Below are 20,326 nucleotides of genomic sequence, written 5' to 3'. Positions count from 1 at the left end.
GGGGTGATCACGCGAATCGCGTGATCACCGGACTCTCAGGACGTAGAGCGACTAGTGGCCATGCTGTAGTAACCAGGCCCGCAGCACAGCAGCAGCACCAAAACCACTCCGCCGATCATGGCGAGGATCTGCCACGTCGACATCGTCTGCCGCAGCATCACGCCCCGCCCAGGGATGACCGTCGCGACGCCGGCCTTCCACCGCCGTTCGATGGTCGCCGACGTGTGCGGGGTGACCTGGACGCTGAAGCCCTCCGCCTGCGCCTGCGCGACGAACTGCTCTAGGGCGACGGGAAAGAACACGCCTTTGTTGGTGCGCTGTCCGCCGCCGAGGCCGCCGGAGGCGGAGAACGGGCCGACGGTGACGCCCACGTTGACGCGGCCCTTGCTGCTGATGCCGACGCGGAACGGACCGGGGAGGCGGAAGCCGAGGTTCATGGTGGGCACCGTAGCCTGCGCGGCGCATCGATTGATCGCGCGGGGAGTACGGTGCCGGCATGAGGTTTCCCGGCCCGATCCGGGTCGGCGTTCCAGCTCCGGTCGGGTGAACGGCGGCGCGGCGGCGGGCCTGTTCTCCGTCCTCTCCACGGGCATCGGATCCCAGCGCCGGCCGGCCAGCCCAACAGGAGGCGTTCTATCCGATCGGTCTGGACGCTGCGGTCGGCGAGCTGATCGCGACGCCGATCAGGGGCCGACGCAACTCCCACCCCCATGAACAATTTAGAGGGGGGTGCCCCTCAAACACGGGGTCCAATTTTTTGGGGTGGGGTTCGTGATGGGGGCCCATCGAATCCACCGGGCACGCTCAGTCTTTGGGCTCTTGATGTAGACCACGGGGCAGGCTGGCAGTGGTGGCTTGGACCACACAACCACGGCGACCCGCTCGGGGCCACGCTGACAGCTTGACCACCACCACCCACGCACGCCCCACCCACGCACCCTGGTCCGCTGGCACACCACTCATACGGGAAGCCAGATCACCACGGGCACGCAGCCATACCCACCACCACTGCACCGACCCCGAGCACCAGCACGCACACACACGCGCGCGACAACAAAGATCATTCGTCGCCAACGGACGAGAGAGTGATGAGCATCATTCGCTGGACAGCGACGATGCTCTACACGTTGCGTCATCGAATGAACGCGATGAGCAAGGGTGGGGGGCGCATCGGCGACGGTCGACGCGCCAACAGCGGACCCTCGCTGTCGGGCCGGGGAATCTCCCCCCGGTGCCCTAGGGGGTAGTCCCACGACCTCGACCGCAGGCCCACCCTGCCGACCGACGTCGTGCTCAGCACTGACCAGGACGCGCGTCGCGACGGCCTCGCTCGTCGTCATCATCGACGTCTACATCACGCGGCGGCCGGATCGATGGCAGGGAGATAGCCGGAATTGGGCGCAGGGACCTCGCCCCTAGGTGATGGAGTCGGCCGCCTCCTCCGTCGGCGTGCCGGAAGCCTCTAGAGCGGCCGCGACAGCCTCGAACTCGGCCAGCGCGGCGGTCAGGTCCTCGACGATCTCCCGTGCGATGACCTCCGGCGCCGGGAGATTGTCCATGTTTTCCAGTGACTCGTCCCGGAGCCAGCTGATGTCGAGGTTGACCTTGTCTCGGCTGACCAGCTCGTCGTACGTGAAGGACTTGAACCGTTCCGTCTCCACCCGCTCCGAACGCGGCTTCCCCGGTGCGTAGCACGAGACGAAGTCGTCAAGGTGGTGGCGGCGCAATGGGCTCTGCTTCAGCGTGAAGTGCTGGTTCGTACGGAGGTCGTAGATCCACAGCCGGTCGGTCCACGGGCGCTCGGCGGCTGGCTTCTTGTCGAAGAACAGCACGTTGGCCTTCACGCCCTGGGCGTAGAAGATCCCGGTGGGCAGCCGCAGCATCGTGTGCAGGTCGAAGTCCCGCAGCATCCGCCGGCGCAGCGTCTCACCGGCGCCGCCCTCGAACAGCACGTTGTCGGGCAGGACGACCGCGGCCCGGCCGTTGATGTCGAGGATGGTGGCGATGTGCTGCAGGAAGTTCAGCTGCTTGTTCGCGGTGGTGACCACGAAGTCCTGCCGCTCGATCTCCCGCTCCTCGCGGGACTCGCGACCGTCTGCACCCACCATTGTCAGGGAGGACTTGCGGCCGAACGGCGGGTTGGACAGCACCACCGAGTAGCGGCGGCCGGGGTCGGCAATAAGTGCGTCCTTGACCTCGATCAAGCTCTCGCCGTTCGGGGTGCCGATGCCGTGCAGTAGCAGGTTCATCGCCGCCAGCCGGGCGGTGCCGTCGACAAGCTCGACGCCGTGTACGAAGCTGTCGCGCAGGTGCTCCCGTTCGCTGGGCGTCAGGGTTTCGGCGTGCCGGGAGGCGAATTCGTGGGCGCCGAGTAGGAAGCCGCCCGTGCCTGCGGCCGGGTCGGTAACGGTATCCCGAACGGTCGGCCGGACGGAGTCGATCATCGCCTGAATCAGCGCACGCGGCGTGAAGTACTGGCCGGCGCCGGACTTGATGTCCTCGGCACCCTTGGACAACAACTCCTCATAAGCGTCGCCCTTGATGTCGGTGCCGGTGGCCGACCAGTTCTCCCTGTCGATCAAATCGACGATCAGCCGCTTGAGCTTGGCCGGGTCCTGGATCCGGTTCTGCGCCTTTCGGAAGATCGTGCCAAGGGTGCCGGGCTGCCTGGCGAGGTCCTCAAGGATGTGGCGGTAGGTGACCTCCAGGTCGTCGCCGTCGGCGTCCAGCAGCCGCTGCCATGAGCAGTGCGGCGGCACGATCCGCTCCGGCTTGAGCGGGCGGGTCTCCCGCTCATGCGCCATCTTCAAAAACAGGAGGTACGTCAACTGCTCGGTGTACTCAATCGTGCCCACGCCGTCGTCTCGAAGGACGTTGCAGTACGACCACAGCTTGTCAACCAGCCGCCGCGCGTCAGACACGAGCCATCTCCTCAACAGTTTCCAACTCACTCGGCCGTCCGGTGGGTCGGCCCGAGAATGCGGCGGCGAGTAACGCCTGCCGCAGACCAGCCGATCGTCTCCGGGATGCCCCGATTTCGCCGCGAAGGCGAGCGATGCTCTCCAGCTGCTCTTTGGCCAGCGCGACCAGCCGGTTCTGCTCGTCAAGGGGCGGGATCGGGAATTCAACTGCCTTGAGCCGAGCAGCTGAGAGGTGTCCGATGTTGGTCGTAATTCGGGCCTCGCGCGTGAACCGACCGGTGTGCATGTGTCGGCGGAACACTAGAAGCGCGAACTCGGGAAGCACTTGGTCACAAGCTTGAAAGCGGAGAATGCTGTTGGTAAAGGCAATCTCACCGCCTTCTCCCCGGTAAAGAGCTGGGCGACCGATTAACTCAGGGCTCTGGCCCTCGTTCAGTAGCACGTCACCCGGTCTGAGGCGGAACCGCTCGAAGGTGCCGTCCGGCCAGTGCATCTCCTTGACGTCCCGAAGATCAAGCCGATCCTCGAACACGTTGGCAACGCGGAGATAGGGCCTCATGTTCGGCCCGACATGCCAGTCTGGGTGACGCTGCCTGCCGAGTTCTATCTTCCCAGCATCGGCGACCGTCACCCGCCTCCAACACTGCGGGTACCTGTCCGCCTCGGGAATGAGGGTGGCAAGCACGCTCTTATGCATGGCCCTCAGACGGCGGTTACCCTTAGCCAGCCCTTCGTCAGCGGCGTCGAGGCGAGAGAGGTGGTCTTCGAGGATACCGACGATCTGCCGCTGCTCGTGGAGTGGAGGCAATGGTATGGGTAGTTCTCTAAACCGCTGCTGCGGCAGGTGGGCAATGGTGGAGCCGGTGCTAAAACGCTTTAGGGTTCCGTTGCAACTGTAGAGCTCGAGTAGGTATCGAAGGTAGGGAAGGTGAAGCTCGCCTTTACTGCGGACTCGATGGACGGCCTTTTGATATGCCATATAGCCGCTGCCGCCGCGCCAGATTGCGGCCCGACCAATATCGCCACCTTCGCACGCCAGCAAATCCCCGTCTTGGACAGCGAAACGTTCACGCTCGTCGTCGGCCAGTTCCATGGTGCTGATGTCTTCGGTGTCGACATGTCCCCACTGCACGTTCATGTTCCGTAAGTAAGGGACCTGTGGTAGCCCTTTCGGCTTGCCGCGATCGAGCATCTTTCCCAGCGCAGTGTCGGCGACCTCCGCGAGTCGGACGAGGCGCCAGCCTTGAGGGACCTGCCTCACGCGGTCAGCTCCGTGTTCAGCTGGTCGATGAGTGTGGCGGCGCGGGGGCCGAGGTCGCGGATGGCACCGTCGATGCCGCCGCGTTCGGTGAAGGGCGCGTTGTCCAGGTCGTCCGGGCTGATGCCCGCCGACACGGCGATAACTTCGACCATCCGGTCCAGCCACCATCTCTCTGCGTCGCTGAAAATAACTCCGGCCTGCTGCTGCTGGAGCAGCCAGGCAGCGTACCGCTCACGGACCCGCTCGGTGTAGGGCACCAGCCGGTCGTCTTCTCCGACGGTGAACCGGATCAGGGACACCAAATCTGTCAGAGTGTGGCGGTCGCTGTGCCGAACGCGGCTTGCGTCAAGGGCTTCATACGCAGACCAGATCAGGTCGGGGGTCCAGTTGCGTGGTGGTCGGCCGATCCGGTCGGCCAACTCCTTAATGTCCGTGAATGAGATGTGCCGCTCGTGCGCCTCGGTGAGCAACTGGATCGCGGTGATCTCGTCGCGGTGCACATCGAGGTACGCCTGCCACGACTCGACGATGGAGCGGGCGCGGGATGCGTCTACCACGCCGTAGGCGTCCACGAGGGTGTCGACACTGACTTCGTCGATGATCCGATCGTGGGCCTGGCGTAGCTCCAGGATCCGCTGCCGTAATTTCGGATTGGCGGCCAGCGGTTTCACCGCCGCGTTTAGCAAGTTCTGCACGGCGGCCGCCGGATCGACGGCGTCGGCGGCGGCCTTTGCCTGAGTATCCGGATCGACCGCGTCGACCAGGCCGCGAACAATGTCCCGGACCGGTGTGTCGGCGACTTGGTCGAGTTCGGCCTGCTCGGCCGGGGTGAGCTGGAGTTCCAGCGCGGCCAGCCGGGAGGCGAGGGTGGCGATTTCCGCCTCGGTGAGGGTCAGCGCCGCGGCCTTGTCCAACAGTTGCTTGAGCGAGACGCCCTTCTCGCGGTTGAGCGGCGGGTCGACGAAGTCGTGCTCGGTGACCCCGACCGCGTCCACGATGACGAACCGCGTCTTCTCGGTGGCGTCCGGGGTGACCGCTTGGAAGTCGGCGGGGGCGATTGTGCGTGCGCCGCGGCCCTTCATCTGCTCGAAGTACGACGCCGACCGCACGTCGCGCATGAAGAACACGCACTCCAGGGGCTTGACGTCGGTGCCGGTGGCGATCATGTCCACGGTCACCGCGATGCGCAGGCTGGCTGAGGTACGGAAAGCCTGCAGCTGACCCTTAGGGTCCCTGGCGCTGTAGGTGATCTTCGCGGCAAAGTCGTTGCCCTTGCCGAACACCTCCCGCACCGTGGTGACGACCTCCTCGGCGTGGGCGTCGTCCTTGCAGAAGATCAGCGTCTTCGGCACAGTGGTGCGGCCGGGGAAGATGTCGATGAATAGCTTGTCGCGGAATGTATCCAGCACCAACCGGATCTGCGAGTTGGCGGTGACTGCCCGGTCTAGCTGCTTGCTGGTGTACTCCAGGTCCTCGTCGAGCTCTTCCAGGCGCTGCACGCGAGTGCGCCGGTCAACCTTCGGGACGATCGTGCCGGCCTCGATGCGGGAGCCCTGCTCGCTGATCTGGGTCTTGATCCGGTACAGGTCGAAGTCGACGTTGACGCGGTCCGCGACCGACTGCGGGTAGGTGTACTCGGAGACCAGGTTCTGCCGGAAGAAGCCGAACGTCTGCTTGCCGGGCGTGGCGGTCAAGCCAGCGATGTGCGCGTCGAAGTAATCCAGCACGCCCCGCCACACGCCATAGATCGATCGGTGCGCCTCGTCGACGATCACCAGATCGAACGCCTCCGGCGGGAGGTCCCGGTTGTAGACGACGGTGACCGGGGCATCGGGCACGTAGTCGTCTAGCCCAGGGTCGTCGCCTTCGGGAGCGGTGTCGCCGGCCAGAACCCGGTACACCCGCTGAATGGTGGAGATCACGACGCTGGAGCTGCGGAGCATGCCGGTGCTGGTGAGTTTGTCGACGTTGTACAGCTCGGTGAACCGGCGTCCGTCGTCGGGGGTGCGGTAGTTCTGGAACTCGGCCAGGGTCTGGTCTGCGAGGTTGTTCCGATCAACCAGGAACAGGATCCGGGCGAATCCGCCGTGCTTGAGCAGCCGGTAGGACTCAGTCACGGCGGTATAGGTTTTGCCGGCGCCGGTGGCCATCTGCACCAGCGACCGGTCGAACCTCTGCTCGGCCAGTGACCGCTCAATACCCTGAATCGCGGTTATCTGGGCGGGCCGCAGCGGAGCGGTGTCCAGCGGCGGCAAACTGCGCACCTTTGCCCGCCACGTAGGCCGCTTCGGGTCCGCCTCAGCATCCCTAAGGATGCGGGCCAGGGTGCCCGGCTGGGGAAACGCGAAGATCCGGCGGGCCCGCCGTTGCGGGTCAAACCCGTTGGTGAAGTGGCACTCCGACCCACTTGCCTCGAACACGAACGGCAGCCGACCGTCCACGGTCAGCGCCTTACGCCGCACCTCCGGTCTTAAACCATCGGCGTACTTGGCCGACTGCCACTCCACCCCCGACAGCGGCGTGCCCTGGGGCTTCGCCTCGATCACGCCGACGGTCTTCTGATCGACGTAGAGCAGGTAGTCGGCTCGGCCGTGGCCGTTGGCCATCACCGCCTCGCGGACCGCCACGCCCGGACCGGCGAACAGGTTCATCGTCTTCTGGTCCTGGACTGCCCAGCCAGCATCCTTCAGTTGGCGGTCGATAAGCACACGCGCACGCTGCTCCGCCGCCAGGCGCTGGTTCCCCGCGATTTCGTCCATGTGCAGGGCAGTGTAGGGCCCGCACCAAGATCCGGACTATACCCGGAATGAGCATGGTTCGGCGCGATCGTCCTATTGACGTGAGGAAAAGGTAGGACGTGTGAGTGTGTGAAGCGCCCCGCTCACCTTCGCGCAACCCGTCAACCAGCGGGTCCGAACCCGCTGCGCCACAACCCGACCAGCCCGAGGACACCTCGACCCCCGCTAACTTCGCTGAGCCCCTATCCTCCCGAGGAGTCCATGAGCGATGAATCCGATTCGGGGGTCTAGGGGCCACATGGCTGACGACGGCGTGCAGTACGAGTTCAAGTCCGTGCAGGCAATCCGCGGCACCGAGGCCAGGTCGATCGCGAAGTGGCAGAAGGCTGGTTGGGAGTTCGTCGACCAGAACCAGGGGACGTTGCGGACAACGCTGAACTTCCGCCGCCCGAAGCCGAAGGTCCCGTGGGTACCCATTGCCCTGGCGGCCGGTGTCGTCCTGCTCCTGGCCATCGTCGGCGGAATCGCCAGCACGCTCCAAGGCGGAGACGACAAGGATCCCAAGCCGACCAAGTCGCCGAGCGAGACGACGGTCCTGGCCAGCGGAAAGCCCTCGGCGACGCCGAAGCCCGAAGAATCAGCTTCAGATGAGTCCGACGCGGACCAGGTCCTGACGGTCGAGAACAGCAAGGATTTCGCGGCGCTCTTAGCGGTGCCGGACTACTGCGGCGAGACGATCGGAACGTTCGCGGCCAAGTACGAGGGCAGGACCATCGAGTTCAACGGTTCCATCGCATCGATGCTAAATCACGGCGATTACAACACTCGCTACGACATCCTCGTCCATCCCGGAAATAAGGGCCCGAAATCTTCGGTCGGGCCCGCGTTCAAGTTCGAAGACGTCAACGTCCCTGACCTGCATCTCACTGGCGCGAACATCCCGGATTCCGTAGGTACCGGCGACCTTCTCCACGTCGTTGCTCGGGTTGCCGAATACAACCCGGAACAGTGCCTGTTCTTCCTTGAGCCGGTCTCTACGGAAATTCGGTAGGCGACGTGAGTCGGATCATCACGGACCGGCGTGCACAGTTCTCGATCTCCCACGTCTCCTGCCCGCGATGTCCGAGCGCCGGTTCGCTTCCCGCTTCGAGGGCGGTGCGGCATTCCGCTGGGCGGTCTCCTGGCTCAGGTCGTTGCCGTTGACGACCCACACGAGCACTACGACGGCGACAACGAGGCGCGGCGGCCTATCGACGTTGCCGTATGCCCCCGCCCGCGCCCACTGTTCCTTATGTTCGATCGCCAAACTCTCTTGACGAGCACCGGCATCCGAACGGACGGCCAAACCTGGTCCCGACCCCTGTCGACCGAACCGTCGAACGACAACGGCGCTGGCGGCATCGCCGGGGGCCATGTCAGCCAGCTAAGGACTAGGGTCGCACCCAGGGCACCGGCGGGACGGCACCACAAGGAGACGCATGACCTACTGGCTGAACCTATTCACCGTTGAAACCTGGCACGAGTTCAAGGATGCCGGCGGGACGGTGTCCGGATTCAGCGCCCGCCGCTGGAACACGGCTCAACGTATCCAACCCGGTGACCGGCTGCTGTGCTACCTCGTACGGGCCTACCGGTGGATTGCTGTGCTGAAGGTGACCGGACCTGCCTACCTCGATGAGGACGAGAGCGGCCGCATCTGGACGCAGGGCCTCTATCCGGTGAGAATTCCCGTGGAGATTGAACTCGAGTTGAGCCCTGAGACGGGTGTGCCGGTCACGGAAATGCTCGAAGAACTGCAAGCCACGCGTAGCTTCGAGCGCCGTGACCGGTGGGGCATGGCCTTCAGGGGAAGCCCGGCCCGTTGGACGGACACGGACGGAGAGGTCGTTGTCCGTGCGATCGAGGATGCGATCGCGAATCCAATCACCCGCGAGGTTCCCAAGGCCGCCCTGAGCAGCGTCACGGTTGTCGAGACTGATGACGGTGTCGTCACGGTTCCTAAGGACGACGAGGACGCTGCCGAGGTTGCGGCTGAAACGGGCACCGAGCACACGCATATGCAGTATCTTCTCGCCCGCATGGGCGCCTCGATGGGCTATGACGTGTTCATACCCGCCAGCGACCGCGGGCGAGTGTGGCGCGGACGAGAACTGGGATCGCTTCCCAGCACGGTGGAGCACCTGCGCCTTCCGCTCGTGAAGCAGGCCATGCGGATCATCCAGAACATTGATGTGCTGTGGCTCGATCGTGACGCTGTCCAAGCCGCCTTCGAGGTGGAACGGACGACCTCCATCTACTCAGGCATCCTCCGCATGACGGACCTCTTAGCCCTACAGCCCAACCTCGACATCTCGTGTTTCCTGGTAGCTCCAGACGACCGGCGAGACCGCGTGAAGGAGCAAGTCAACCGAGCGACCTTCGCGCGCATGCGCCGCCCGCTCTCCTCGATCTGCCGCTACATTCCCTTCAGCGCACTAGAAGACGAGGAACAACGCGGCGACAAGGGTTGGCGGCACCTGCGGTTCAGCTACATCACCGATGAACTAGCCGAATCCTTAGAGCCCGACGAACTGTAGCCCTTGCAGCGGACGTCCATGAGCCCTTCACACAGCGGAGGGCCTCGGCGAACTCAGCGAAGCGGTTGTCAACCGGGGCGATGTCCATCAACTGAGGGATCTCGATCAACCCCGGAAATGCCTAAGCGCCCCGGATCCGTCTTTCTAATCTGGCAACGTGCGTACGGGTTGCCGTACGCGCTCGTAGTCGATGGAAACAACGGATGCCATCCATTATCTAGAGCAACGCCGTCAACGCGTCCGCCCTTGTGGTCTCATCGCCACCGATTCTACTGCCCAGGCGGACGGTAGGAGGCAATGAGTTTGCCCAGAAGACTGCCGAGGGTAGAGTCGCGCATTCGGTATTTGTGGATGCGAAGTTTCCAGCGACCGTTGTCGGTGCGGGTGATGTCGACTTCGGTTTGGAGGGCGATGAGGATGAGGGCGCCGACGGCGAGGGTGGTGGGGTCAAAGCGGGTGGTGTCGGTAGGAAGGACGATGGCGCGGCTGATGGTGTCGGAGTGGGTGGGGGCGAGGTAGGTGAGGGTGGCGCGGGCCAGGTCGCCGGGGGTGGCAGGGTCCGCGTTGAGGTCGATGCCGTCGGTGGGGTCGGGGTTAGCCGCGGCGTCGTCGAGCTGGGCTTCGGTTTGGCGCAGGTGGGTGGGATCGGGCAGGTGGCCGGCGCGGTCTACGAGCAGGGCCAGGACGCGGATGGCGTCCTGGTCGGTGAGGGCGTCGATCTGGGTGCGAATGGCTTCACTCATGAGTGGGGGTTCCTGGTTCGGCGGCGAGGGCGGCGAGGGCGCGTTGGGTGATGGCGGTGTCGATCGGGTCGAGGTCGGTCAGGAGATGGCCGGGGTCGCGTTCCCCGGCCAGGATCCGGCGCAGGGCCGCGGCCAGGTTGGCCCAGTCGGTGCTTCCGGCGAACTCGTCGAGGTTCTGGATGAGGGCGGCGGCGGCGTTCTGGTCACCGGCGACGGCGGCGACGAGGTCGGCTAGGACCGGTTCCCACTGTTCGAGTTGGGATTCGATGTCAAACACCTGGTCGGCGGGCAGCGCGCGGGCGGCGTCGATGACGGCGGTCAGGGCCTGGTCGGCGGTGTGGGGGTCGGGCGCCAGGGTGGTGATCAGATCGCTGAACCGAACGCCTTTGGTCTGGTCGACCTGATGGGCTACCTGCTCGACGGTGGTAGGCAGGCTGACGTTGCCCAGGCGGTACACGTCTCGGGCTAGATCCCTGACCGCGCTCGCTAGGCGGTGGCTGTCGCCGATCAGGTGGAGAAGGACGGCGCCGGCGAGGCGGTGGGCCAGTTGCTCCGCCGGCCTCGCGCCGGTTGCGGCAAGATCGGCAGCGAGGTTGTAGTGTTCGCCAGCGATCTCGCGCGAGTCGGGTTGCAGGTAGCCGTAACGCAAAGCCGCCTGGTCGAGGGTAACGGCCTGCTCGTGACGACCCTGGCGGGCGGCTAGGATGCCGCGAGCGGCCAGTACCTTCTCAAGTCCCCTGATGTCGTTCTGGTCTTCGTATATCTGTTGGCAGAACAGCAGCAGCTTCTCGGCCTGGTCGAGGCGACCCAACACGATCAGCGAGTGGTAGCCGTTGAACTGGCTCCTGGCGATTTCGCGGAGGCCAGCGCCACGTCGCTGCTTGCTGGCGACGTTCTCGGCGTTGAGGTCGAGGGCAGCCTGATGTCGACCCAGGTCCTGAGCGGCGAGGACACCAATGTTGAGGATCGCTTCGCGGACGTTGAAGGGTTGGGTGGCGTCGTTGGGGGCCCGCTCATCGGGAAGCTGCCGCATCGCGGCCTGCAGCCGTTGCGCCTCGGCCAGGGCCTGCTCAACCTTGCCCATCAGGTACACGATCTGGATCCGCTGGCATTCGTCGCCGAGCTGGGTCCAGCGGCCGAGCCCTGCCTGGCGGGTGTGTTCTGCCGCGATTTCGGTGACGGCGAGGGCCTCCGCCAACCGGCTGGTTTCGCAGAGCAGGTGCACGAGTTGCCCCGCAACGACGGTGGCGGCGCGGTGGTTGTCGCTGGTCTCGGCCTCGCGGAGGGCGGCGCGGAGAAGCCGTTCGCCCTCGTCGCGGTCAATCAGTGCCACCGCGCCGGCTAAGAGCCTATTGATGTCTGGGTCGGCGACCGTCGCGGTGATGCGGCGCAGGTGGGCGATGACCGTCAACGTGGTGCCCGGTGAATCGTCTCGGAGGATGGCTCGTTCGAGGAGGGTGGCGGCCAGGTCCAAGTCCTGTAGGCGGATCACGTATGGGGCGGCGGACAGACTTGCATTGACCACCATGCTGCTGTTTTCTCCGCCGCCGCCGTACAGTGCCTGGTCCGCAAGGATGTTCCAGAATGCGGCCAGTTCTGCGTCGATGGCGGTGCCGATGTTGGCGGGGGTGGCGGTGCGGATGGTTTCGGCGACGCCGGGGTGGATGCGGTAGCGAACGGCCCGGTCGCGGCCTCCGGGCTTTTCCTCGTCTCCGCCCTGCTCGACGCTGAATCGGTCGACCTCGACCAGTGCGGCGTCGACCAGGGGGGCCAGCACCGTGGGCCAGTCGGGGGCGGGGTCGGGACGCTCCAAGCGCCGCCACAGGTCGGCCCAGTTGCCTTCGACGACATACGACCACCGATCGTCATCCTCTATCCCGCACAGCAGTTGGGCGGCTAGCCGGGCCGGGTCGAGCAGGAGGTCGAGGATGGTGGTGGTCCACTGCGCCAGGGTGGCCAGGAACCCCTCCGGGTCCAGGCTGCTGTGCCCGGCGGTGAAGAACGCGGCCAGCCCGGCACCGCTCGTGCCCGCGGCGTGCAGGTGTCGGGCTAGCGCATTCGGGTCGGCGGCGGCGGCGTCGGCCAGCTCCAGCAGTTTCGGGTGGCCCTGGACCAGGTTGAGCACGGCCCGAACCTGGTCCCGGTCGGCGGCGATGACGGTGTCGGGTTGCCGGGTCGGGCTTGGGTCGGCGTGCAGGAGTGCCCGCAAGTGAGGCAGTTCCCGGGCCAGCAGCACCGTCTCGTCGCGGGACAGGGCGTGCACCGGTTCGACCAGCACACGGGTGTCCAGGCCGGCCGGGACGATGCGGCTGGTCAACACCATCCTGGATAGCCCATCATGATCGGTCAGCGCCGCGATCAGCCGTCCCCACCGCGGGTCGCGCCAGCCCCCGGCCTCGGTCAGCAGGGTCTCCAGGTTGTCGAGCACCAGCAACAGACCGGTCTGTTCCAGCACCTCGGTAACCCGGGGCAGGAACTGGTCGAACGCCTTCGGTGCGCCAAGCGCGTCCAGCATCGTGAAGTTCAGATGCTCCAGCTGGGCCTCCAGCGACCGCGCCAGGCTGGTCAGCGCCGTCGTGAACTCTTCTGGGCGTTCCGGGGCCTTCCAGAACGCCAACCCGCTGAACGCGTTCTGGTGCCGGTAGGCCAACTCCAACGCGCAGGCGGTCTTGCCCGCCCCGGCCATGCCGTGGAACAACACCGCGTTGCGCCCGCCGTCGGGGGCCAGGGCCTCGCTGGCCCGGGCTATCGCCGCGACCCGCCCCACGAACCGGACCGGCTCGCTTGGGAATCCGGCCATCAGGGTGCGGGCGGGGTCGGCCACGACCGGCCCGGCCGGCGGGGTCAGCGACATCCCCGCGGCGGACGCCCCGAGCAGCACCGGGGTGGCGATCGACACCGCCGGCCGCGCTGGCGAAGCCTGTTCGCCGGTGGCGGCGGGCACTGCTCGGCGCACCGCAGCGTCGACCGGCAGGTCCCATTCGAACAGGCCCCGGTACAGCTCGCCGGCCAACGCCACCGCGAAGTCGTCGACCACCGGATACCGCATCGCGATCACCGCACACCCCAGTTGCTGGGCCACCTGCCGGGCCACTCCCATCACCGGGCGCAGCCCCGCGATCGCTGTTGCCTCGGCGTCGGCCTGCTCCTGCGCTACATCGGCGGCCTCATCCAGCCGCAGCCACCGCAGCGTCTCCGCGGTGGTCGCCGCCGCTGACTGGCACGCTGACATCACCGCCAGCTTTACCCGACCCCGTCCCGGGCGCAGCAGAGCCAACAGCTCGTCGGTGTTGACCTGGTCCTCCGATCCGTCGCGGTGCTCCAAGGCGATGACTCCGGCGCCGCCGTGGCCGGACAGGTGCAGCACGTCGGGACCACCCGCGGCGGTCATCCGCTGTGCCAGCACCTGTCGGGTGACCCCGTACTGCAACACCTCCAACTCCACAGCCCGGCCCCGCCGGGCGGCGAGCGTCCGCACCAACCGGGTCAACTCGTAGCGTTCCCGCCGCAACGCCAGCGCCGTGGTCTGCGTCGGCAGGCTAAACACCGCCAACATTCTCAGCCGGCCACCCATCTCAGTCTTGGCTGTGCTCTGGGAGCCGATGTCGAAGACCAGGCTCACATCCCCCCGCCGGGCCAACGCGACGCCGTCAACATGCGCCAGTTCCAACGGCCGCACCGCCAGGAACCCCAACCGATCCGGCACGACGACCCGCACGGTCACCGGTGAGGCGTCCACGATGGCCCGGCCGATGGTCTCGCCCAGCACCACTCGGCCGATCCAGGCCCCGAGCTGCTCGACCAGTTCCGCCTCCGAGGCCACTCGCCGATCCAGCTCAGCGTTCCACCGCAAATGCCGGTACAGGTCGTCAAACGCCTCCACCTGCGCCGAACCCGGCTGCAACGCCACCGTGTGGTCGGCAAGCACTGCCCCTGTGGCCTCATCGGTCAGCAGCCATCGCCACCGCCACCGATCCAGCACATCCACGGCCTCAAGCAGCAGACCCATCGTGAACCTCCCCACCGTCAGTAGAGGATGGCCGATCAAGCCTGGGCAGGCCGCGAGGGGTAGGAAATCCGACAGGCCAACATCTGCGCCGCGGGATGGACCTCAACAGGCGCCGATCAATGACGACCACCCGACGACATCTACCGAGCGATCCCACAAGGGGCGTGGTCCTTGATATCGGGGCGGTTTCGATCACGGCGAGTATGAAGCGGCCCCGCCCACCCTTAGGGGCGGGCGGGGTGCTCCCTGTCCGGGCTGGATGCGGTTACAGGCGGTTCTTCACCGTGGTCTTCACGGTGCCGGCGTCCGTCGCGGTTGCCTCGCACGTCAGGCTCAATGCATAGCGCGTTTAGCCCAGCAGCGGCGTCGTCATCGTGTCAGTTGACGGTCCCGCTCACCGCGTAACCGTTCTCGATCTCCCACGTCTCCTGCAGCACCGGCGAAGCCTCGCCGGGTGGAATCTCCCGGCCCTGGGCTCCAAGCGGGCCGGGCATGTGGCGGGTCAGACCCTGCCGTGGAAGAAGACGGAGGACGGATCGTGGCCCGGAGAAGACTCTGTCGCGGAAGATGTCGCGCGCGGAGTTGGATGAGTGGTCGCGGCGGCACAGCGAGGAGTACGGCGACCGGAAGTGACAGGCGCACGCTGGGTCCCGGACCGTTGGCGGTCCGGGCCTCAGCCGCGTTCTACCCGCGCCGTGCGGCCCCGCGACCGCATCGGCGACTGGGCGCCGAACCGACGAAGACGCCGACCACCCCGCCGACCATCCAGCCCGCGGAGCCGCGCGACTGCGAGGCGTACGTCTACACCGGCACTACGCAGAACCTGTGCGCCGACTTCCCCAACCCTCCCGGCACGGTTAACTGCTCTGACGTGAAGTACCGGGTCACGTTGGTGGACGTCAACAACGACCCGTGGGGCCTGGACGGCAACAGGGGCACGCCGGGGTTTGGCTGCGAGTCCAACCCCCTCAAGCCGAACACCGCCCTGCCGACCACCAGCCCCGCGCCGGGCGCGGGCGGCGGCCTTCCCGTCACCGGTGTCAACGCCACTGCGCTCGGCGCCGTCGGTGTGATCGCGGTGCTGGCTGGCGTGGCGCTGGTGGTGGCGCGCCGCCGTCGGGTCCGCTTCGACGCCTGACCTTCACCGGAACGCCCCCGCTGCCGTGAGGTGGTGGGGGCGTTCGTGTTTGCCGGACCCGGCTACTGGCGCTGGTAGCCGTCGAGACGGGGCTGATCCACCATTCGGATGCCGGATACACGTCGATCCGCTTCACCACCCACCTCGTCGACGGTACGAATCGATGTTCTACGCTCGCCACCACCCCGACCAGCAAGCCCTGGTCACAGTCTGACTCCACCAGATGCGGGGCGGTTCACACGATCCTTGACACCAGGTCTTGACGGAGTGTCTGATCTAGTGCTGGTTTGGATCATATTCGGACGGCTGGACTGTGCGCAGCGCCGGTTTAGTCGGGGTGAGGAAGTGCCGGTGGCGAGAGGTTGTTGGTTCCGTAGCCCTAGCTGGGAACAGGCCGCTCGCACCGACCGTGCCGGTCGAGGCCGGGCTACTGGCCGACGCCATGCACCCCGCGACAAAACACGGTCATCCACGTGGGGAGGCAGAGCATGAAGATGCTATGGCGGCGGCGCGTCCTGGCCGCTGCCCTGTCGCTCACGGCGGCCGTTGGTGGCCTACTCGTGGCCGGCACGGCCCATGCACAGACAGTGGCCACCGGGTCTCTAAGCTTCAACGGGGACAGCGGTGACTACATCAGCCAAGGTAAGTCGTACTCGTACTCCACCAGCAACGGCGACGCGTTGACCGTCTCCAGCTCGACCGGTAGCACGGTCAGCATCTCGGTCAACGCCTACAACGGCGACTGGTGGACCCTCACCTTCGACGCACCGGGCACGCAGGTTCTCGTCCCGCGCACCTATACCGCCGCGCACCGGCACCCGTTCAACGGGACCGGCCCCGGCCTGGACCTGAGTGGCGAAGGGCGGGGATGCAACGAGCTGACCGGCTCCTTCACCATCATCAAAGCGGTTTTCGGTCCCCGAGGCTATGTGCAGACCTTCGACGCTACGTTCGAGCAGCACTGTGAGGGAGGGGACCCGGCGGCGCGTGGTGAGATCCACATCTCGAACCGGCCACCGCCACCCGAGGTGGCGCCCAAGCCCGCCGCTACCACCAGGCCGCACGCCGCGACCACCAGGCCCGACGCCACGCCGAGCAGCAGGCCCAGCGCCACGCCGAGCAGCAGGCCCAGCGCCACGCCGAGCAGCAGGCCCAGCGCCACCGCCGTCGGCAGCAGGCCCAGCGCCACCGCCGTCGGCAGCGGCAACACCTCCGCCAACGACACTGACGCCAACACCGCGGCGGTCGTGAGGAACGCCGTCTTCTCACCGCTTCTGCTGATCGGGGTGGGCCTCGTCGCCTTGGCCGGCCTCGTCGCCGTCGGCCTCGCCGTCGGCCTCGTCATATACGTCCGCCGCCAGTGACCCGCGAGCACCCTCGACATTCATGCGCCGGATTTGTACGCCCGCACGGTCTGCCCGATCCCAGGACCTCCAAGACAGATCAGTCTTGGGACGGGGGTGACAAGTCCGGCTAGGCGACCTTGTCCGGGCATTCATGCTCCCAAGTCAGCGACGCGGGCGCCTGAGCCATCGTCGGTAGATCCAGAAACCCGCAGCGCCGATGAGATCTCCAGCAGGTCGCCAGGTGCTAACGCAGCCCGCCCGTCCGGGTTGCGCCGGCTGTACCGCCCGTCACAGACCAACGCCACTCGCGGGCAGGGGGCGTGTCGTCAGGCGGCTGCCGGTCGCGGCGATCACCGTGGCCACCGCCGTGCCATCACCCTGGCCAGCGCGGCTCTGACCCTGTCCGCCGGGCCGGGCGATGGACTGGGAGCTCGTCGGCAATGTCAGCCACGGGCTGCTGCTGGCCGGGGCGGGCTGGTGGCTGACCCGCAGCCCGGCCTGGCTGGCGGTGGGCTGGGTGCTTCTGGGCGCCGGCGCGGCCGATGCGCTCGGGGTGCTCGCCGGGCAGCACGGTGAGATCAGCCCTAAGACGGTGCAGAACCACGTCTCCAACGTGCTGCTCAAATCTGGCGTCGAACACCGGGCCCAGGCCGTAGCCCGCGCCCGAGACGCCAACGTCCACCGCCCGACCTGAAGGCACGTCGAGTACGGTCACGGACGCGTCCACGCACCCGGTTCCCCGACGCTTCATCGAGCTGGACGAGATTGCGCATGTCGTCCCATGTGAATCGCCGTGTAGCAAAAGATGTAGCGCGAGCCGCTCGATCGCTGAAGCCCGCCAACATACGCGCTCGTCCTTGACCTGCGAGAACGTGCCGTGGCGAAAGAGTGCGGGCCTCCCGCCTCGACCTACGGATCAGAAGGTTAGGGGTTCGAATCCCTTCGGGCGCACAGAGCAGGAAAGAGCCCCCGACCAGCCAGAACGGCAGGGTCGGGCGCTCTTCGCGTCCGCCGAGGTCAGCACCTGGATGCACATGGGAGCCACGCTGGGAGCCACGGTGCCTCGCTGCCCGAACAGCGCGCGGGACATGGCCTCCGCAGCCGAGCGGCGGTCGCCCTCCATCAAATGCCCGTACACATCCTTCGTGATCGCAATTGAAGTGTGTCCGAGCACTTCCGAAACGACGTGCAGCGGGTTGCCCTGAGCCAGCCTCAATGAGGCCCCGGAATGGCGGAGCTCGTGCGGGTGCCAGTGCCCGAGCCCGGCACGCCTACACAGCGCCGAAAGCCGACGGGCCGGCCGCCGCCCGCAGGCGTTTCGGACATCGCGACCGCTTGAGCACGCTCTTCCAAACTGACGGTGCGGGTTCGATTCCCGTCGCCCGCTCCACCCACGAAGGCCCAGGTAGACCGCATGACCGCGGCACCTGGGCCCTTCGCTTCTCCCCCTTGTGGGATCTTGCGTGCCACCCGCGTGCCATTCACGGTCGGCGTCGGCCCTCTCCGGCGATGCGGCGTTCCATTGCGCGGGCGATCTCGCGGTCACGCTCGCTGGTAGCGTGCTGGTAGATCAACAGTGCGCATGCTGGCATGTCCCGTGCGGTGCATCAGCTCCCGTGTGCTGGCCCCGGAGGCGGCGGCGAGGGTGTTTGCGGTGTGCCGCAGGTCGTGGAACTGAAAGTTGGCCAGGCCGATCGAGGCGATGTCTTGGTCCACCTGACGGCTCGTGCGCGACGAGCGGCATCGTCAGCCCTCGAGGAAGGCGATCTGTGGCTGCTCGCCCGGTCCGAGGATGAAATAGCCGAGCATCGTGGTTCATAGTCACGGTCATGGGCGGCGGACGATCTACCCGGCGTACGGTTTCGTCGCCGTCCTCGACGGCCCGCAGGACTCCGACCTGAGGTGACGATGCCCCTCAGGCGAACGGGACGGTGGTCGCGATGAAGCGGTCGGGGCGCACGATCGTCGCTTGCCCTTTTGCAAACCTATCCACGTCGGCGAAGACGGCGCCGTGCGTGGTGAGCCACGCCCTGGTGCCGGGGTCGAGGCTGCCGGCCTCGCCGCAGATAACGCCCCACCGGTTGCCCAGCAGCGCGTCGAGGTTGGTGCGCCGGCCGTCAACGACGAGCGGGGCATCGGGCAGCTGCCGGGTGCCGTCGGGGAGGCGCTCAGGCGCTGCGGCTGCCCTGGCTACGCGCGCGTCGAGGCCTGGGAGCATCCCTGCGGTCCGCACCAACCCGCGCAGCGCGGCTGCCGTGAAACGGTTGCGGCCGAGCATGACCCGGCCGGTGAGTAACGCCGTGCGGGTCATCCGCGCCACGGCCGGCCGCCGCTCGCGCTCGTAGCGGTCCACGTCGCCGGGCGCGTCGGCCAGCAGCCAGGACAGGGTCGCGACATCGCGTAGGCCGGCGCCGAGGCCCTGACCGGTGAACGGCGGCATCGAGTGCGCGGCGTCGCCGGCGAGCAGCACGCGGCCGCGGCGCCATGCCGAGGCCGTACGGGCATGGAACGTGAACACCGCGGCCCGCTCGACCCGCAGCGCCGCGGGATCCGCCCATGGCTGGATTAGCTCGTCAATCCGCGCCACCATGCCGACCGGGTCCTCGTCGGGCAGCAGCATCCACTCCCACCTCCGAACGCCGGGTCGCTCGAACGTCACCATCGGCCGGGCCGGGTCGAGCACGTGGGAGAACGTCGGCTCGCCAGTGTTGGGCTCATCGGTGCGGGCGTCGACCACCAGCCACGGCTCCGGGTAGCTGACGCCGTCATAGGAGGCCCCGATGAGGCCCCGCACGGTGCTCGACGCCCCGTCGCAGCCGACGAGCCACGAGGCGGTCAGCGTCGAGCCGTCGTCGAGCGTGACGGCGACGATGTCGCCCGACTGCTCGAGCGCCGTCACCGACCGACCGGTGTGGAGGTGCACCGTGGGCATCCGCGCCAGTCGGTCGCGTAGTGCCCGCTCCAGGCGGGGCTGGTCGAGCATGACGCCAGCCGGGACGCCATCCGCCAGGCGAAGCGTCAGCAGCGGGCGGCGATCGGGGCCGAGCAGTTGCGAACGGCGCAACGGCGTCGCCCACTCGTCCCAGTCGTCTAGGCCGTCAATGCGGCGGAGGATCCGCTGCACGTGCGAGTCGAGGACCGCCGCCCGCGGGTGGGCGTGCGGCCCAGACCGGGCGTCGGACGCCGGGTCCACAACGACGACGCGGATGCCACGGTCGCCGAGCAGTGCGGCGAGCACCGCTCCGACCGGTCCACATCCGGCAATCACCACATCCGCGTCCATGGGTCAATGTTCTTTGCCAACGCTCATGTTGGGCAAGGGGTTGGGGAGTGTAGTAGTCACTTGCCGATCCGTTTGCACAAGCCGGCGGGCCACCCACGAGCCATAGGCTGGTGTGACCTCAGAGTGAACCAGGCCAACCGGGGCTGTGCCGACCCGGCGAAACGCGGTACCAGAGTCCGATCTGTGCGATTCCTAAGCTGACAGCCTGGGAGCCACACGTGGGAGCCACCGGGGCGAACTGGGCCGGACGGACCGGAACGGATCGAGTTACCGGGCGTCTGAGGACCAGGACGAGGCGGACCGGCCGGACG

14 protein-coding genes are annotated in these 20,326 nt (G+C 66.9%); 5 read left to right on the top strand and 9 right to left on the bottom strand.

The annotated features are described in order from the left end of the window. Window positions 1-35 precede the first annotated feature (35 nt). The 4 genes from BUS84_RS22495 to BUS84_RS22475 all read right to left on the bottom strand — a co-directional run bounded on the left by BUS84_RS22495 (window position 36) and on the right by BUS84_RS22475 (window position 6,941). Window positions 36-437: a hypothetical protein gene (locus BUS84_RS22495; RefSeq protein WP_143728485.1), complete on the bottom strand. Its 402-nt coding sequence runs from the start codon at window positions 435-437 to the stop codon at window positions 36-38. A gap of 978 nt (window positions 438-1,415) precedes the next feature. Next, window positions 1,416-2,921 (bottom strand): class I SAM-dependent DNA methyltransferase, encoded by a 1,506-nt coding sequence (locus BUS84_RS22490; RefSeq protein ID WP_074315341.1) that lies wholly within the window; start codon window positions 2,919-2,921, stop codon window positions 1,416-1,418. Continuing rightward, on the bottom strand, window positions 2,914-4,182 hold the full coding sequence (locus BUS84_RS22485; protein ID WP_074315339.1) for a restriction endonuclease subunit S: 1,269 nt from the start codon (window positions 4,180-4,182) through the stop codon (window positions 2,914-2,916). Before BUS84_RS22485 ends, BUS84_RS22490 begins: the two co-directional genes overlap by 8 nt. Continuing rightward, complete coding sequence (locus BUS84_RS22475) at window positions 4,179-6,941, bottom strand: type I restriction endonuclease subunit R (RefSeq protein ID WP_143728484.1); 2,763 nt, start codon at window positions 6,939-6,941, stop codon at window positions 4,179-4,181. The genes BUS84_RS22485 and BUS84_RS22475 overlap by 4 nt, the downstream gene beginning before the upstream one ends. 277 nt (window positions 6,942-7,218) lie before the next feature. Here BUS84_RS22475 and BUS84_RS22470 point away from each other — a divergent pair, with 277 nt between their 5' ends. Together BUS84_RS22470 and BUS84_RS22465 are read left to right on the top strand one after the other, a co-directional pair. Continuing rightward, on the top strand, window positions 7,219-7,971 hold the full coding sequence (locus tag BUS84_RS22470; RefSeq protein WP_074315335.1) for a DUF4839 domain-containing protein: 753 nt from the start codon (window positions 7,219-7,221) through the stop codon (window positions 7,969-7,971). Window positions 7,972-8,398: 427 nt separating this feature from the next. Continuing rightward, window positions 8,399-9,496, top strand: coding sequence for an EVE domain-containing protein (locus tag BUS84_RS22465; RefSeq protein ID WP_074315334.1), 1,098 nt, complete (start codon window positions 8,399-8,401; stop codon window positions 9,494-9,496). A gap of 269 nt (window positions 9,497-9,765) precedes the next feature. Here the strand turns inward: BUS84_RS22465 and BUS84_RS22460 are convergent, their stop codons facing one another. Both BUS84_RS22460 and BUS84_RS22455 read right to left on the bottom strand, forming a co-directional pair. Continuing rightward, entirely contained in the window at window positions 9,766-10,239 is a 474-nt protein-coding gene (locus BUS84_RS22460; protein ID WP_074315332.1) for a hypothetical protein, read from the bottom strand. Then, window positions 10,232-14,248 carry a CHAT domain-containing protein gene (locus BUS84_RS22455; protein WP_074315330.1) on the bottom strand — a complete coding sequence of 1,339 codons (4,017 nt, stop codon included), beginning with the start codon at window positions 14,246-14,248 and terminating at the stop codon, window positions 10,232-10,234. Before BUS84_RS22455 ends, BUS84_RS22460 begins: the two co-directional genes overlap by 8 nt. Window positions 14,249-14,906: 658 nt before the next feature. Here BUS84_RS22455 and BUS84_RS22450 point away from each other — a divergent pair. The 3 genes from BUS84_RS22450 (at window position 14,907) to BUS84_RS22440 (ending at window position 17,426) form a co-directional block, all read left to right on the top strand. Continuing rightward, a complete protein-coding gene (locus BUS84_RS22450) occupies window positions 14,907-15,386 on the top strand; it encodes an LPXTG cell wall anchor domain-containing protein (protein WP_074315328.1) in 480 nt (159 codons plus the stop codon). A 488-nt stretch (window positions 15,387-15,874) separates the two neighbouring features. After that, complete coding sequence (locus tag BUS84_RS22445) at window positions 15,875-16,750, top strand: hypothetical protein (RefSeq protein WP_143728482.1); 876 nt, start codon at window positions 15,875-15,877, stop codon at window positions 16,748-16,750. A gap of 400 nt (window positions 16,751-17,150) precedes the next feature. Next, entirely contained in the window at window positions 17,151-17,426 is a 276-nt protein-coding gene (locus BUS84_RS22440) for a LuxR C-terminal-related transcriptional regulator (protein ID WP_074315324.1), read from the top strand. A 222-nt stretch (window positions 17,427-17,648) separates the two neighbouring features. On the opposite strand, the gene BUS84_RS41320 is transcribed toward BUS84_RS22440, so the two are convergent. From BUS84_RS41320 to BUS84_RS22425, 3 genes are all read right to left on the bottom strand, one after another. After that, on the bottom strand, window positions 17,649-18,278 hold the full coding sequence (locus tag BUS84_RS41320) for a tyrosine-type recombinase/integrase (protein ID WP_074315322.1): 630 nt from the start codon (window positions 18,276-18,278) through the stop codon (window positions 17,649-17,651). Next, window positions 18,275-18,448: a tyrosine-type recombinase/integrase gene (locus BUS84_RS38695; RefSeq protein WP_167627060.1), complete on the bottom strand. Its 174-nt coding sequence runs from the start codon at window positions 18,446-18,448 to the stop codon at window positions 18,275-18,277. Before BUS84_RS38695 ends, BUS84_RS41320 begins: the two co-directional genes overlap by 4 nt. Before the next feature lie 199 nt (window positions 18,449-18,647). Further along, window positions 18,648-20,015, bottom strand: a complete 1,368-nt coding sequence (locus tag BUS84_RS22425) for an FAD-dependent monooxygenase (RefSeq protein WP_074315320.1) — start codon at window positions 20,013-20,015, stop codon at window positions 18,648-18,650. Window positions 20,016-20,326 lie beyond the last annotated feature (311 nt).

It is taken from the genome of Micromonospora cremea (assembly GCF_900143515.1).
Taxonomy (GTDB): Bacteria; Actinomycetota; Actinomycetes; order Mycobacteriales; family Micromonosporaceae; genus Micromonospora; species Micromonospora cremea.
The sequence above is the reverse complement of the archived record's forward strand: the minus strand, read 5'-3'. Positions and strand labels throughout refer to the sequence as shown.

Bases quoted from the DNA above. Each gene is read 5' to 3' on its own strand.
- BUS84_RS22470 (WP_074315335.1), top strand. From the start codon at position 7,219: ATGGCTGACGACGGCGTGCAGTACGAGTTCAAGTCCGTGCAGGCAATC.
- BUS84_RS22440 (WP_074315324.1), top strand. From the start codon at position 17,151: ATGGACTGGGAGCTCGTCGGCAATGTCAGCCACGGGCTGCTGCTGGCC.
- BUS84_RS22425 (WP_074315320.1), bottom strand. From the start codon at position 20,015: ATGGACGCGGATGTGGTGATTGCCGGATGTGGACCGGTCGGAGCGGTG.
- BUS84_RS22460 (WP_074315332.1), bottom strand. From the start codon at position 10,239: ATGAGTGAAGCCATTCGCACCCAGATCGACGCCCTCACCGACCAGGAC.
- BUS84_RS22445 (WP_143728482.1), top strand. From the start codon at position 15,875: ATGAAGATGCTATGGCGGCGGCGCGTCCTGGCCGCTGCCCTGTCGCTC.
- BUS84_RS22465 (WP_074315334.1), top strand. From the start codon at position 8,399: ATGACCTACTGGCTGAACCTATTCACCGTTGAAACCTGGCACGAGTTC.
- BUS84_RS22455 (WP_074315330.1), bottom strand. From the start codon at position 14,248: ATGGGTCTGCTGCTTGAGGCCGTGGATGTGCTGGATCGGTGGCGGTGG.
- BUS84_RS22495 (WP_143728485.1), bottom strand. From the start codon at position 437: ATGAACCTCGGCTTCCGCCTCCCCGGTCCGTTCCGCGTCGGCATCAGC.
- BUS84_RS22475 (WP_143728484.1), bottom strand. From the start codon at position 6,941: ATGGACGAAATCGCGGGGAACCAGCGCCTGGCGGCGGAGCAGCGTGCG.